A 14,238-nucleotide genomic window follows, 5' to 3' on the forward strand; every position below is an offset into this window, starting at 1 on the left:
TTCAGGCTCAACGACACCCCCCTGCAACGCCGACGCCATACGGGACACCGGCGCCCACAAGCTGATCCTGCTCGGCGGGCTCGCGTACGGAACGACCTGAGTCAGTGGCTGACGCATCCGCGCGCCCTGAACGGACAACTCCCCTGAACCGCAACTCCCCCTGACGGAGAAGGAACCCGCACTCATGAGTCGTACCAGAACACCGATGATCGCCGCCCTGGCGCTGGTCGCCGGGGCCTCGGGGACCGCGCTCGCCGCGGATCCGGACGCGGTCGGCATCGCCGCCGTCCCCTGCACCGTCGACTACAAGGTGCAGAACCAGTGGGACACCGGCTTCACCGCGGCCGTGACGGTCACCAACCAGGGCGCCGCCAAGTCGAACTGGTCCGTGAAGTGGTCGTACGCCGGGAACCAGAAGGTGACCAACGGCTGGAACGCGAAGATCAGCCAGAGCGGCGCGGCGGTCACCGCGGCCAACGAGTCCTACAACGGGACGCTGTCGACCGGCGGTTCGGTCAGCTTCGGCTTCCAGGCGTCCTACAGCGGCACCAACGCCCTCCCCGCCACCTTCACCCTCGACGGCGTGACCTGCAACGTCGACGACGGCAGCGGCGGCCCCACGGATCCGCCGGACCCCGGCCCGACCGGACCGAAGGTCGACAACCCGTACTCCGGCGCCAAGGTGTACGTGAACCCGGAGTGGTCCGCGAAGGCCGCCGCCGAGCCGGGCGGCAGCCGCATCGCCAACCAGCCGACGGGCGTGTGGCTGGACCGGATCGCCGCGATCAACGGCGTGAACGGCGGCATGGGCCTGCGCGCCCACCTCGACGAGGCACTGCGGCAGAAGGGCTCCGGCGACCTCGTCGTCCAGCTGGTGATCTACAACCTGCCCGGACGCGACTGTGCCGCCCTCGCCTCCAACGGCGAGCTCGGCCCGACGGAGATCGACAAGTACAAGACGCAGTACATCGACCCGATCGCCGCGATCCTCGCCGACCCGAAGTACGCCTCGCTGCGGATCGTCACCACGATCGAGATCGACTCGCTGCCGAACCTGGTCACCAACACCGGCAGCCGTCCGACGGCCACCCCGCAGTGCGACACGATGCTCGCCAACGGCAACTACGTGAAGGGCGTCGGTTACGCCCTCAACAAGCTGGGTGACGTGGCGAACGTCTACAACTACATCGACGCCGGGCACCACGGCTGGATCGGCTGGGACGACAACTTCGCCGCCAGTGCCACTGTGATGAAGCAGGCGGCCACCGCCGAGGGCGCCACTGTCAACGACGTGCACGGCTTCATCGCCAACACGGCCAACTACAGCGCCCTGAAGGAGAACAACTTCACCATCAACGACTCCGTGGGCGGCAAGTCGGTCCGCGAGTCCCAGTGGGTCGACTGGAACCGGTACGTCGACGAGCTGTCCTTCGCACAGGCCTTCCGCCAGCAGCTGGTCACGACCGGCTTCAACTCCGGCATCGGCATGCTGATCGACACGTCGAGGAACGGCTGGGGCGGCAGCGCACGGCCCACCGGCCCGGGAGCGACGACCGACGTCGACACGTACGTCAACGGCGGCCGCTACGACCGGCGCATCCATGTCGGCAACTGGTGCAACCAGTCCGGCGCCGGCCTCGGCGAGCGCCCGCAGGCCAACCCGGCGGCCGGGATCGACGCGTACGTCTGGATGAAGCCGCCGGGTGAGTCCGACGGCTCCAGCACGGCGATCCCGAACGACGAGGGCAAGGGCTTCGACCGGATGTGCGACCCGACCTACACCGGCAATCCGCGCAACGGCAACAACATGTCCGGCGCCCTGCCGAACGCTCCGCTGTCGGGGCACTGGTTCTCGGCGCAGTTCCAGCAGCTGATGCAGAACGCGTACCCGCCGTTGTCATAGTGCGATGACTGCGACAGCGGGCCGACGGTGGCTGGTCGCGCCCGCGCGGCGGAGCCGCATATGGATACAGCCCCGCGCCCCTGAGGGCGTGACAGTCCGCCGGGGTCGGTCAGTGCTCTCTGGCCAGGCCCCGGCGGATCGCGAACTCCACCGCCGAGTAGTCGCCGTCGGCCCGCTCCAGCTCATGGGGCACCGCCGTGAGCAGGGGCGGCTGAGCCATGAAGCGGGGGCGGGTGCCGTGATGGGGCTGGGCGGCGTGGACCAGGAAGGGGTGGCAGAGGTAGACGTCGCCGGGTCGGCCGGTGGCATGGGCGAGGGGGCGGTGCGCGGAGGCCTCGGCGACCTTCGGGCCGAGCTCCAGGAAGGAGGCGCCGGCCTCGCCGTACGGCGCCAGGACGGGCGGTACGTCGAGATGCGAGCCGACCCTGATGCGGGTCGGGGCGTCGTCCTTTGTGACCTCGTTGAACAGGAACAGCATGAGCAGCGCACGATCCTTCGAGCGCACGTTCGTGTGGGGGTGGTCGGAGCCTTCGGGCACATAGCTGCCTTCGATGTGCCAGCCCGCGTCGTCCGGTTCCTCCTCGTGCGGGAACCGCAGCGGGAAGCTGCCCAGCGAGTAGCGCGACTGCCAGCGGCCCTCACCCACCAGCACATCGAAAGCCTCATGCAGAACAGGGGTGTTGACGGCGGCCGCGAACGGGCCCTGCGCCATGTCGTACACCCAGTACACGGGGTCCTTCCAGGTGCCCGGGTCCTCCGGGTCGTACCCCGTCTCCCGCCACAGCAGCCGCGCGCAGTGCTCGGCGACGCGCGGCGGAAAGGCGCCCTCGATCTTCACGAACCCGTCCTCGAGGAAGCGCTCCACCATCTCGTCGTCCATCGGGCCATCGTGCGCGACCGGCCCTGCGGCCCGCATCCCATTTCTTGGCCGCCGTTTTGCCGTTACGGCAACGACAGTGGCCCCGCGCCGGTGCGTCGGCGCACGCTGGCTCCATCCGAAGGAGAGGCTGACGAGCATGGCGCACCACCACCACGGAGACCACCACGCCGGTCACCACCACGACCACACCGACATCGACTGGAACGATATGGCCCCGCTGCTGGAGGCGCAGGCGGAGCTGTTCACGCCCCTGTACGAGCACGCCCTGGCCTGGCTGGCCAAACGGCAGACGGAGCCGGGGCTGATCGTCGACGCGGGCAGCGGGCCCGGCGTCTTCGCCTGTCTGCTGGCGGACACCTTCCCGGGCGCCCGGATCGTCGCCGTCGACGGTTCCGAGCCGCTGCTCGAGCGTGCCCAGGCGCGGGCCGAGCGGCTCGGCGTCGCGGACCGTTTCAGCACCCTCGCCGGTGAACTCCCGGACGTCCTCGACGACTTGGACTACCCGGTCGATCTGCTGTGGGCGAGCCGCAGCCTGCATCACCTCGGCGACCAGCGCGGCGCCCTCGCCGCCTTCGCCGCCCGCCTCACGCACGGCGGCACGCTCGCGCTGCAGGAGGGCGGTCTCCCGGCCCGGTTCCTGCCCCGCGACCTCGGCTTCGGGCAGCCCGGGCTGCAGGCCCGTCTCGACGCCCTGGAGGAGGAGCGGTTCGCCGCGATGCGGGCCGACCTGCCCGGCTCCGTCGCCGAGACCGAGGACTGGCCCGCCCTACTCACCGCCGCCGGCCTCAGGCCCACCGGCACCCGCAGCTTCCTCCTCGACCTGCCCGCCCCGACCACGGACCGGGCCCGCGCCTACGTCGTCGCCTCGCTGACCCGCACCCGCGAGGGCCTCGGCGAGCATCTCGACGCCGACGACCGCGCGACCCTCGACCGCCTCCTCGACCCGGACGACAAGGCGAGCGTGTACCACCGGCCGGACGTGTTCGTCCTGGCGGCGCAGACGGTGTACACGGCGGTGCGGACGAAGTGACGCCGACGGGCCGGCACCCCACACACCGCGGCGGTCACCAGAACCGGCCCGCCGGCACCCCGCCCGCGCCTACACGGTGACCCGGGCCCCCTGCACTTCCCGCGTCCGCACTCCTCGAACGCGGCGCGGCTCACCGAGAGAGCGGATGGCGCCGCTGCCTCGATTCCGCCACCTGCCCTACCACCTGCGGGCCTTGACTTCGAGAGCTCTTCAAGTGATGGACTCCCCGTCGTCCGAACGAAACGCAGGGGGATCGCCATGACCGGCTCATCCGCGACCGACTCTCCGGTCGCGCTCATCACCGGCGGCGGCAGCGGCATCGGCGCCGCGGTCGCACGGCAGTTGCTGGACGCCGGGTACCGGGTCACCGTCACCGGCCGTGGCCAGGCGCGGCTGCGGGGCTTCGCCGACGAACTCGGGAATCCGGAGGGCCTGTTGACGATCGTCGGGAACGCGGCCGAGTACGGTGACGTCCAGGCGGCCGTCGACACGGCACTCAAGACCTTCGGCCGGCTGGACACCGTCGTCGCCAACGCCGGTTCCGCCACCCACGACACGGTCGCCGAGGGCGACCCGTCCGGCTGGACCGACATGGTGCTGACCAACGTCCTCGGCCCGGCCCTGCTCATCCGCGCTTCGATCGACGCCCTCAAGGAAACCCGTGGCCGGATCGTGCTGGTCGGGAGCGTCGCCGGCTTCGTGCCGGGGCCGGGCAACCTCTACGGGGCGACGAAGTGGGCGGTGACCGGGCTCGCCGAGAACACCAGGCGGCAGGTCACCGACTGGGGCGTCGGCGTGACCCACATCGCGCCGGGCCGGACGGAGACACCGTTCTGGGACAGCTACGGCAGCCTGCCGCCGGGGCATCTGCTCACCGCCGACCAGATCGCCGACTCGGTCGTGTGGGCAGTCCGCCAGCCCCACGGCGTCGACATCAACACCGTCGTCGTACGACCGATCGGACAGCCCAACTGACTTCTAGCCCAGCGATACCCGGCCTTCCTGCGCGGACCTCGGCCAGTCTATTAGGAAAGTTTCCTATCGGGTGTCGTATTAGGTGGTCCCTTTGCGTGAACCCGTCAGGCCCCTGCCCGTGACCTCGGCGAATCCGTGCTGATTGCGGCGCCATGGCCCCGGTAGAAGACTGGACATGCCGAAGATTTCGGATATTTGCTCGGCTCCTGGGAGGTGTCATGTTCGTACGTGCGGTTTACGCGACCGGCGATCCCGCGAAGATCGACACGGCCATCAGGGCAATGAACACAGAGGGGCGGGACCTGCTGGAGGACCGTCCGGGCTACCGCGGGGCAAGCGTCTTCGTGGACCGGACGCTCGGGAAACTGCTCGCGGCGAGCTGGTGGGAGACGGAGGAGGCCCGGCGCAACAGCGACGAGGTGCTGCGGGAGCGGCGGGCGGCGATGCTGGAGCCGTTCGCGGGGACCCTGGCCGTCGACAACTACGAGGCGGTGGCCTTCCATCAGGCCCAGCAGCCACGGGCGGGAGGCGGACTGCGGCTGACCAGGCTGGAGTTCGACCCCATGGACGCGGACCTGCTCGCCGACACGTTCCGGGGGACGGTGATTCCCAAGATGGAGACGTTCTCGGGGCTGGCCAGGGCGGTCCTTCTGGTCGACCGGGAGCGGGGGCGTGGGCTGGTCGGAGTCACCTTCGTCGACCAGGCCTCCCTGGCGGCATCCCGAGCGGGGCAGGCCGCGGCCCGGCACGAAGGTGCGGCCAAGGCGCATGTGACCGTGACCGGGCTGGAGGAGTTCGAGGTCGTCTTCAGCGACGTGCGCGGCGAGTGAGGCGCCCCGTACGCGTCCGCCCGCCGCTCACGCAGGCGAGCGGCGGGCGGGACGGTCGTACCCGTTGCGGGCGTCAGGCCGTGAACGTCAGGCCATGTTGAACGCAGCCGGGTCCGGGCCCAGGCGCCGGTCCTCGTTCAGCGCGCTGATCGCCGCCAGGTCCTCGGCGTCCAGGCTGAAGTCGAACACGTCGATGTTCTCCTTGATCCGCGCCGGCGTCACGGACTTCGGGATCACGACATTGCCCAGCTGGAGGTGCCAGCGCAGCACGATCTGGGCCGGGGTACGGCCGTGCTTCTGCGCGATGGCGACGATCGCCGGGACCTCCAGCAGGCCCTTGCCCTGGCCGAGCGGCGACCAGGCCTCGGTGGCGATGCCCTGCTCGGCGTGGTATTCGCGGGAGGCGTGCTGCTGCAGGTGCGGGTGCAGCTCGATCTGGTTGACCGCCGGGATGACCGACGTCTCGGCGATGAGCCGCTTCAGGTGCTCCGGAAGGAAGTTGGAGACGCCGATCGCCTTGATCCGGCCGTCGGCGTGGAGCTTCTCGAACGCCTTGTACGTGTCGACGTACAGGTCACGGGACGGGGTGGGCCAGTGGATCAGGTACAGGTCCACATAGTCCAGGCCGAGCTTCTCCAGCGAGGCGTCGAAGGCGCGCAGCGTGGAGTCGTACCCCTGCTCGCTGTTCCAGAGCTTGGTGGTGACGAAGATGTCCTCACGGGGGAGGCCGGAGGCGGCGATGGCCTTGCCGGTGCCCTCTTCATTGCCGTAGATCGCCGCTGTGTCGATGCTGCGGTACCCGGCCTCCAGCGCGGTGCCGACCGCCTGCTCCGCCTCGTCGTCCGGCACCTGCCAGACGCCGAAGCCCAGCTGGGGCATCTCGACGCCGTTGTTGAGGATGATCGGGGGGACCTTGCTGCTCACGAGCTCTTGATCCTTACGGTTGTCGTCAGGTGGTACTCCCCATCGTCAACGATCACGAGCCGCGATGCATTCCTGACCGGAGAATCCGCCGGAACGGAATCGGCCGCAGGACCGAAAAGCCGGACTCAGGCCCGGTACAGCGCCTCGACCTCGCCCGCGTAGGCGTTCTCGATCGCCTTGCGCTTCAACTTCAGTGACGGCGTGAGCAGTCCGTGCTCCTCGGTGAACGGCTGGGCGAGGATACGGAACGTACGGATCGACTCGGCCTGGGACACAAGGGTGTTGGCGGCGACGACCGCGCGCCGCACCTCGGTCTCCAGGTCGGGGTCGCGCACCAGCTGGGCCGGTGTCATCTGCGGTTTGTCGCGCATCATCAGCCAGTGCTCGACGGCCTCCTGATCGAGCGTGACCAGGGCCGCGATGTACGGGCGGTCGTTGCCGACGACGATGCACTGGGCGACCAGCGGATGGTCGCGGACGCGCTCCTCCAGCAGGCCCGGCGAGACACTCTTGCCGCCGGACGTGACGAGGATCTCCTTCTTGCGGCCGGTGATGGTGAGGTAACCGTCCTCGTCGAGGGAGCCCAGGTCACCGGTGGCCAGCCAGCCGTCGTGCAGGGCCTCGTCGGTGGCCTTCTGGTTGTTGAGGTAGCCCTGGAAGACGTTGGCGCCGTGCAGCCAGATCTCGCCGTCGTCCGCGATGTGCACGGTCATGCCCGGGATGGGCTGGCCGACGGTGCCGTAGCGGGTGCGATAGGGCGGGTTGGCGGTCGCGGCCGCCGTGGTCTCGGTGAGGCCGTATCCCTCGTACACATGGACGCCGGCGCCCGCGAAGAACAGACCGAGGCGCCGGTCCATCGCCGAACCGCCGGTCATCGCCTGCTTGATACGGCCGCCCATCGCGGCCCGCATCTTGGAATAGACGAGCTTGTCGAAGAGCTGGTGCTGCATGCGCAGGCCGGCCGACGGGCCGGGGCCGATGCCCCACGCCTTGGCCTCCATGGCGTCCGCGTACTTCACGGCGACCTCGACGGCCTTCTCGAACGCGCCGGCCCTGCCCTCCTTCTCGGCCTTGCGGCGGGCGGCGTTGAAGACCTTCTCGAAGATGTACGGCACGGCGAGGAAGAACGTCGGCTTGAACGCGGCGAGGTCCGGCAGCAGGGCGGCCGCGTTCATCTGGGGCTGGTGGCCGAAGCGGACCTTGCCGCGGATCGCGGCGACCTGCACCATCCGCCCGAAGACGTGCGCGAGGGGCAGGAACAGCAGGGTCGCCGCCTCGTCGCCCTTCTTGGAGTGGAACACCGGCTCCCAGCGCTGGATGACGGTGTCCGCCTCGTACATGAAGTTGCCGTGCGAGATGACACAGCCCTTGGGGCGCCCGGTCGTCCCCGAGGTGTAGATGATCGTCGCGACGGAGTCCGGGGTGACCGCCTGCCGGTGGCGGTGGACCACCTCGTCGTCGAGGGCGGCGCCGGCGTCGTACAGCTCCTGCACGGCGCCCGCGTCCAGCTGCCACAGCTGGTGCAGCCGCGGCAACCGGTCGATGACGGTGGCGATCGTCATCGCGTGGTCCTCGTGCTCCACGATCGCCGCCGAGCACTCGGCGTCGTACAGCGTCCAGAAACACTGCTCGGCCGAGGAGGTCGGGTAAATCGGTACGACCTGGGCGCCGATGGTCCACAGCGCGTAGTCGAAGAGCGTCCACTCGTACCGGGTGCGGGACATGATCGCGACCCGGTCTCCGAACCGGATGCCCCGGGCGAGCAGGCCCTTGGCCAGGGCTAGCACCTCGTCGCGGAACTCGGCGGCGGTGACATCCCGCCACTGCCCGCTCTCGTCCTTGCGGCCGAGGGCGACGTACAGCGGGTCCTCCTGGGCATGCTCGAAAACGACGTCGGCCAGGCCGCCCACGGGCGGTGCCAACGCCAACGGAGGGTTGGTGAACTCGCGCAAACCCCGCTCCCCGCTCCGATTGCCTCGCTGACGCTCCGCTCAGCGCCGTGAAAGCTACCCCACCCGCCGTTGAGGCGGGAGGGGGTCGGAAAACGACGGCTGCTCAGGTATGCACTGGTCAGCGCCGGAAAATGCGCTCACATGGGGAAGGGTCGGACAGAAAACTGACGGTTGAGTAAGTTTCGGACCCGCAATCTCCACCGAATCTGTACGACCCGATTACGCGCCGCGGGCCCTGTCGATCATGTCATCAGCGGCGTGCCGTCGTCTCTTTCTGTCAGCGTACGCGTGGCCGAATCCGTCACCCCGGTCTTCTTCGCGGAAGGTGTTCCTGCGGCGCGACCAGCCACAACGAGCCCGCAGACGCCTGACGGCATGGCGTGGCACCCCGCGACGCGCCTTCGGTGCTACCCGCGGAGCGCCTGGCGCCGGTGCAGTCGGTCGCCGCCCGCCAGGATCGCCGCCGCCAGGGCGTCCGCGGCGCCCTGGGCGGCCGTCCGCCGTCGCCCGTGCACCAGCACGAAGTCGACCCGCCCGAGCTCCGGCAACCCGAACCGCTCGGGCACCCGCGCCAGCCCCGGCGGAATCAGCCCCCGCGAGTGCGCCATCACCCCCAGCCCCGCCCGCGCCGCCGCGATCAGCCCGTTGAGACTGCCGCTCGTGCACACGATCCGCCACTCCCGCCCCTGCCGCTCCAGCGCCTCCAACGCGAGCGCCCGCGTGATGCCCGGCGGCGGATACACGATCAACGGCACCGGACGTTCCGCCTCCAGGCGGAGCCGCTCCGCGCCGATCCAGACCAGCCGGTCGTGCCACACCAGCTCGCCCCGCGGATCCTCGGGCCGCCGCTTGGCCAGCACCAGGTCGAGCTTCCCGGCGGCCAGCTGCTCGTGCAGGGTCCCGGAGAGCTCGACCGTCAGCTCCAGGTCGACCTCGGGGTGGTCGTAGCGGAAGCCCTCCAGGATCTCCGGCAGACGGGTCAGGACGAAGTCTTCGGACGCGCCGAAGCGGAGCCGGCCGCGCAGCCGGGTGCCGGTGAAGAACGCCGTCGCCTGCTCGTGCACCTCCAGGATCCGGCGGGCGAAGCCGAGCATCGCCTCGCCGTCCTCGGTCAGCTCCACCGAGTGGGTGTCCCGGCTGAACAGCGGCCGCCCGGTGGCGTCCTCCAGGCGCCGCACGTGCTGGCTGACGGTCGACTGACGCAGGCCGAGACGCCGCGCGGCCTGCGTGAAGCTCAGCGTCTGGGCCACCGCGAGGAAGGTACGCAGGTGGGAGGGGTCGTACACACCGCAAGCCTACCCACGGTTATCGCGGAACGTGATGACAGTCAGAGTGGTATGCCGGATTCACGATCGCTGGTCGCCGGAGGACGATGGAGAGGGCACGTCCGTGCCGGGAACCCGAAGTTCAGCGAAGCGACAGCCGAGTACGACAGCGACGTAGTGGAGCACCGTGAAACGCCTGCAATGGCCCCGTTGGATGCCGATCGACCCGTACATCCTGCTGCTGCTCGGGACCGTGGGCCTCGCGGCCCTGTTCCCGGCGCGCGGGACGGCCTCCGACGTGGCGTCCGGTGCCTCCACGGCCGCGATCGCCTTCCTGTTCTTCCTCTACGGCGCCCGGCTGTCCACCCGTGAGGCGGTGGACGGGCTCAAACACTGGCGGCTCCACGTCACCGTGCTGGCCTGCACCTTCGTCGTCTTCCCGCTGCTCGGTCTGGCCGCCCGCGGCCTCGTCCCGGTGCTCCTGACGCACCCGCTCTACCAGGGCCTGCTCTTCCTCACCCTCGTCCCGTCGACCATCCAGTCGTCGATCGCCTTCACCTCGATGGCCCGCGGCAACGTGCCCGCCGCGATCTGCGCGGGCTCCTTCTCCTCGCTCGTCGGCATCGTCATCACCCCGCTGCTCGCGGCCTCCCTGCTGGGCGGCAGCGGGGGCGGCTTCTCCGCCGACTCGGTGCTGAAGATCGTGCTGCAGTTGCTGGTGCCGTTCCTCGCCGGGCAGGTGCTGCGCCGCTGGATCGGTGGGTTCGTCGCCCGGCACAAGAAGGTCCTCGGGCTCGTGGACCGCGGCTCGATCCTGCTGGTCGTCTACACCGCGTTCAGCGAGGGCATGGTCCAGGGCATCTGGCACCAGGTGAGCCCGGCCCGGCTGGCCGGCCTGCTCGCCGTCGAGGCCGTGCTGCTGGCCGTGATGCTCGCCCTGACCTGGTACGGCGCGAAGGCGCTGCGCTTCGGCCGCGAGGACCGCATCGCGATCCAGTTCGCCGGGTCCAAGAAGTCCCTCGCCTCCGGCCTGCCCATGGCGAGCGTCCTGTTCGGCGCGCACGCCTCGCTGGCCGTGCTGCCGCTGATGCTCTTCCACCAGATGCAGCTGATGGTGTGCGCGGTCATCGCCAAGCGGCGCGCCCACGACGCCGAGGCCCACGACGCCGAGGCCGACGCCCCGGAGCCGGTCACCGGGCCGACGCCAGCCGCAGCGTCACGAACCGCGGTCGGTACAGGGACACGTTCCGGTTGAGCTGCGTCGCGGCACCGGCCGTCTCCAGCCAGTTGACGTCATAGCTCAGGACGAGGCGTCCGTCGTCGCTCAGCTCGGGGTGGGTCTGCGGGTTGTAGGCGGCGACCTGCCCGCCCTGCGGCAGCGACGGGCTGAAGTCCTTCGTCGGCCCGTGCCAGGGACCGGTGGGGGAGCAGGCCCAGTACGACGTCACGGTCGTCAGCCCCTCGGTCCCCGCGGCCATCGTGAACAGCACGTACGTCCCCCGCACCCGGGCCACCGAGAACGCGCTGCCCACCCCGGCGCGCTGCCCGTCCCCCAGCACCGCACGCGGCCGGGCACCCGCCCCGGCCCACGCGGAGCCGTTCCAGTACCGCCAGGCACCCGGCTCGGCGAGCCTGCCCCGCGGCACGCGCGCGACATACGCCTGGGAGACCGGCCGGGACGCGGCCTGGCGGTCGTCGCCCCCGAAGACGTACGTCCAGCCGCCCTCCTCGACCAGCGTCGTGCCGAACAGCACCCGCCGGGAGGGATCCGGCACCAGCTGCTGGTCGAAGACCTTCACCACCGACTCCACCCGCAGGTCGGGCAGCGAGAGCGTGGCGACCTCGGTGGCGGTGGGCACGCCGTAGATCCAGGGGGACTGCCCCGCCGTGCGCACCCACAGCAGCACCCGGACGACCTGCTCGGACGAGCCGGGGGAGCGGGGCTCGACGCGGGCCGCGACCGGCCAGCGCCACTGGTTCGGGGCGGGGTCGGGGAAGAGCGGGGCGGGCAGGGTGCTCTCCAGGCGTCCGTCGCGCATGACGACCGCCGAGTTGCGCACCAGGGGAGCGGCCGCCTCACGCCAGGTGTAGGACTCGCCGAACGGGTTGGGCGGGGCGTGCACCCGGCCCAGGTAGGTGTCCGAGAACAGCCACAGCAGCCGGCCGTCCGGCAGCCGCACCGAGTGTGTGCCGTCGCCGCCGGTCCAGTCGTCGCTGCGGGCGGGATCGTCGCCGTAGCGGGCGAACTCGCCGGTGAGACCGGCGTCGGCTGACCAGGACGCGACGCTCTGCGGTGCGCACGCGTCACCGCCCTCCCGTTCGCCGTCGTCCGGGAGGGCGGTGAGCAGCACGGCCGCGAGCACCAGGGCCAGCAGGAGTCCCAGGCCGGCTCCGGTGCGCTGCCGTGCTCGTGCGTCGTCGGGCACGGCAGGGACGTTAGTGGCCTCAGCGCACCTGGTCCATGGGCAGCCACAGGACGGTGTCGCCGGTGGCCGAAGCCTTACGGCCGGTGGCCTGCGCCGCCGCCTTGACCTCGGCGTCGCCGAGCGCCCGGTTCCACACGTGGACGTCGTCGATCGCGCCGGTGAGGAAGGCCCGGCTGTCCAGGCGCTGGCCGACGTGCACACCGAACGGCGAGTTGCGGCTGACCGAGCCCGCCACGTCCGCGGTGCTGATCGCCTCACCGTCGAGGAACAGCGTCAGCTGCCCGCCGCCCCGCCGCAGCGCGAGGTGGTGCCACTGCCCGTCGTCGCGGGCGCCGTTGAACCACACGGACGCGGTGCGCACGGTCCGGAATCCCTCCCGTGTGGTGATCAGGGCGCGCACCCGGTCGTTGTCGGGCTCGCCGCGCAGCCAGATCTGGGGCTGGGTGGTGCCGATCCCGCCCATCCACAGGAACGGCTGCTCGCCGGAGGCGGCGGAGTAGCGGAAGAACAGCGATGCCGTGAACTCGCCTGTGCCGAGCGGGAGCCGGGAGCGGTACGGCAGGCGTACGGCGTCGTCCGTGCCGTCGAACTCCACGGCGTTGCCGAACACGCCGTCCGTCGTGTGCGCGCCGCCGAGGACGGTCGCCCGGGGGGCGCTCGGGGCGAGGTCGGGGGTGGTCGGGTCGGGGGCGCGGCGCGGGCCGAGCCAGGCCTCGTTGAAGCGGGCGAAGCGGATCTCGTCGCGTGCGTCGACGGCGCCGCCCTCGTACATCAGGCCCACCGTGGACGCGTCGATGCCCACCATGTCGGAGTAGCCCGACCAGTCCGTGGCGACGACCCTGCCGCGGTCCACGCTCTCCCAGCTGTCACCGCTGTCGTAGGAGGAGCGGACCATCATGGTCCGGCGGCGGTCGGGGTCGGCGGGGGCGGACAGCAGTATCCGGTTGCCCATGCGCAGCGTGGCGCCCTGCACCTGGGGCGTGTAGAGGTCCGGCAGGCCCCGGAACGGGCCGGTGAAGCTGTCGCCGCCGTCGCGGCTGTACGTCTGGGAGCGGTGGCCGAGGTCCGTGCCGTCCTGTTCCCGGCCGCTGATGAGGATCGTGCCGTCCGTGCGCTCGGTGAGCGTCACCTCGGACGGCTTCTGCCGGAACGTGCCGTCGGCGGCGGCGATGGGCCAGGAGTCGGTGGCGCCGACCCGCCAGCTGTCGCCGCCGTCGTCGCTGACGATGAGGGCGGCGTGGTTGGCGGTCACCCGACTGCCGTCCCAGGTCTCGGTGTTGACGCCGAAGACCAGACGTCCGGCGTGCTTGCCCTTGGTGAGCTGGATGCCGTGCACGGGGCCGGTGGCGTACCAGGAGTTCCAGTGCGCCGGCAGTATCTCGTCACTCAGATCGCGCGGCTCGGACCAGGTCCGGCCGTCGTCGTCGCTGTACTGCAGATGCGGGGTGCGATCGCACGGCACCGAGCAATTCCCGCTGTCCGTACGGCCCGTATTGTACGTCTCCGCCAGCAGGATGCGGCCGGTCTCGCGGTCCACGATCGGCGCCGGGTTGCCGTGCGTGTCGCCGGCGCCCTCGTTGACGACTTGGAGCGGCCCCCAGGTGCGGCCACCGTCCGTCGACCGTTTGAGGACGATGTCGATGTCGGCGGCGTCACCGCAGTTGAGCACCCGCCCCTCGGCGAACGCCAGCAGCGTGCCGTCCTTGCTCTTGACGATCGCCGGGATGCGGAAGCAGGCGTAGCCGGTCTCCTGGTCGGCCCTGAACAGAACCTGCTGCTCGAACAGCGGTGTACGCGAGGCCGGTTGGGACTGCGCCGGACTTGCCGGACTTAACGCCGCGGCCGTCGCCGAAGTGGCGACGGCCGCAATGAGAACAGCTCTGAGACGTGCGCGAACTCTTGAAGGCATGGTGCGGCCCGCCCTTCATCGTCTGGTCACAGGTCCAGGCATCTGAACATTCGGACATCCCACGTCCAAAGTGCGCAGCACAGACGTTAGTTGGGCTGTCGCACGCATCACAAGAACCGTGCACGTGTCACATCACGGATGGAG

11 protein-coding genes are annotated in these 14,238 nt (G+C 70.5%); 5 read left to right on the top strand and 6 right to left on the bottom strand.

Annotated features, from left to right (window positions below; all coding sequences use genetic code 11):
* The first annotated feature begins 184 nt into the window (after positions 1-184).
* Positions 185-1,903 (top strand): glycoside hydrolase family 6 protein, encoded by a 1,719-nt coding sequence (locus tag ACQEV2_RS35180; RefSeq protein ID WP_433050893.1) that lies wholly within the window; start codon positions 185-187, stop codon positions 1,901-1,903.
* Between the two features lie 109 nt (positions 1,904-2,012).
* On the opposite strand, the gene ACQEV2_RS35185 is transcribed toward ACQEV2_RS35180, so the two are convergent.
* Entirely contained in the window at positions 2,013-2,783 is a 771-nt protein-coding gene (locus tag ACQEV2_RS35185; RefSeq protein ID WP_433050896.1) for a phytanoyl-CoA dioxygenase family protein, read from the bottom strand.
* Positions 2,784-2,919: 136 nt separating this feature from the next.
* Here ACQEV2_RS35185 and ACQEV2_RS35190 point away from each other — a divergent pair, with 136 nt between their 5' ends.
* From ACQEV2_RS35190 to ACQEV2_RS35200, 3 genes are all read left to right on the top strand, one after another.
* Positions 2,920-3,813 (top strand): class I SAM-dependent methyltransferase, encoded by an 894-nt coding sequence (locus ACQEV2_RS35190; RefSeq protein ID WP_433050899.1) that lies wholly within the window; start codon positions 2,920-2,922, stop codon positions 3,811-3,813.
* A gap of 258 nt (positions 3,814-4,071) precedes the next feature.
* On the top strand, positions 4,072-4,788 hold the full coding sequence (locus ACQEV2_RS35195) for an SDR family oxidoreductase (RefSeq protein WP_433050902.1): 717 nt from the start codon (positions 4,072-4,074) through the stop codon (positions 4,786-4,788).
* Positions 4,789-5,006: 218 nt separating this feature from the next.
* A complete protein-coding gene (locus ACQEV2_RS35200) occupies positions 5,007-5,618 on the top strand; it encodes a hypothetical protein (protein ID WP_433050905.1) in 612 nt (203 codons plus the stop codon).
* Between the two features lie 87 nt (positions 5,619-5,705).
* Here ACQEV2_RS35200 and ACQEV2_RS35205 read toward each other — a convergent pair whose 3' ends face one another.
* The 3 genes from ACQEV2_RS35205 to ACQEV2_RS35215 all read right to left on the bottom strand — a co-directional run bounded on the left by ACQEV2_RS35205 (position 5,706) and on the right by ACQEV2_RS35215 (position 9,780).
* Positions 5,706-6,542, bottom strand: a complete 837-nt coding sequence (locus tag ACQEV2_RS35205) for an aldo/keto reductase (protein WP_433050908.1) — start codon at positions 6,540-6,542, stop codon at positions 5,706-5,708.
* A gap of 125 nt (positions 6,543-6,667) precedes the next feature.
* The gene (locus tag ACQEV2_RS35210; RefSeq protein WP_433050911.1) at positions 6,668-8,494 is read right to left on the bottom strand and encodes an AMP-dependent synthetase/ligase; all 1,827 of its coding nucleotides are present in this window, start codon (positions 8,492-8,494) and stop codon (positions 6,668-6,670) included.
* Between the two features lie 407 nt (positions 8,495-8,901).
* Entirely contained in the window at positions 8,902-9,780 is an 879-nt protein-coding gene (locus ACQEV2_RS35215; protein WP_433050914.1) for a LysR substrate-binding domain-containing protein, read from the bottom strand.
* A 193-nt stretch (positions 9,781-9,973) separates the two neighbouring features.
* On the opposite strand from ACQEV2_RS35215, the gene ACQEV2_RS35220 reads away from it, so the two are divergent.
* Positions 9,974-11,014 carry a bile acid:sodium symporter family protein gene (locus tag ACQEV2_RS35220; protein ID WP_433055014.1) on the top strand — a complete coding sequence of 347 codons (1,041 nt, stop codon included), beginning with the start codon at positions 9,974-9,976 and terminating at the stop codon, positions 11,012-11,014.
* On the opposite strand, the gene ACQEV2_RS35225 is transcribed toward ACQEV2_RS35220, so the two are convergent.
* The gene (locus ACQEV2_RS35225) at positions 10,950-12,185 is read right to left on the bottom strand and encodes a DUF4185 domain-containing protein (RefSeq protein WP_433050917.1); all 1,236 of its coding nucleotides are present in this window, start codon (positions 12,183-12,185) and stop codon (positions 10,950-10,952) included. The two genes, ACQEV2_RS35220 and ACQEV2_RS35225, sit on opposite strands and share 65 nt — an antisense overlap.
* Before the next feature lie 19 nt (positions 12,186-12,204).
* Positions 12,205-14,094: an exo-alpha-sialidase gene (locus ACQEV2_RS35230; RefSeq protein ID WP_433050920.1), complete on the bottom strand. Its 1,890-nt coding sequence runs from the start codon at positions 14,092-14,094 to the stop codon at positions 12,205-12,207.
* Positions 14,095-14,238: the final 144 nt, after the last annotated feature.

It is taken from the genome of Streptomyces sp. CA-251387 (assembly GCF_050936625.1).
Taxonomy (GTDB): Bacteria; Actinomycetota; Actinomycetes; order Streptomycetales; family Streptomycetaceae; genus Streptomyces.

Bases quoted from the DNA above. Each gene is read 5' to 3' on its own strand.
- ACQEV2_RS35180 (WP_433050893.1), top strand. From the start codon at position 185: ATGAGTCGTACCAGAACACCGATGATCGCCGCCCTGGCGCTGGTCGCC.
- ACQEV2_RS35185 (WP_433050896.1), bottom strand. From the start codon at position 2,783: ATGGACGACGAGATGGTGGAGCGCTTCCTCGAGGACGGGTTCGTGAAG.
- ACQEV2_RS35190 (WP_433050899.1), top strand. From the start codon at position 2,920: ATGGCGCACCACCACCACGGAGACCACCACGCCGGTCACCACCACGAC.
- ACQEV2_RS35195 (WP_433050902.1), top strand. From the start codon at position 4,072: ATGACCGGCTCATCCGCGACCGACTCTCCGGTCGCGCTCATCACCGGC.
- ACQEV2_RS35200 (WP_433050905.1), top strand. From the start codon at position 5,007: ATGTTCGTACGTGCGGTTTACGCGACCGGCGATCCCGCGAAGATCGAC.
- ACQEV2_RS35220 (WP_433055014.1), top strand. From the start codon at position 9,974: ATGCCGATCGACCCGTACATCCTGCTGCTGCTCGGGACCGTGGGCCTC.
- ACQEV2_RS35230 (WP_433050920.1), bottom strand. From the start codon at position 14,094: ATGCCTTCAAGAGTTCGCGCACGTCTCAGAGCTGTTCTCATTGCGGCC.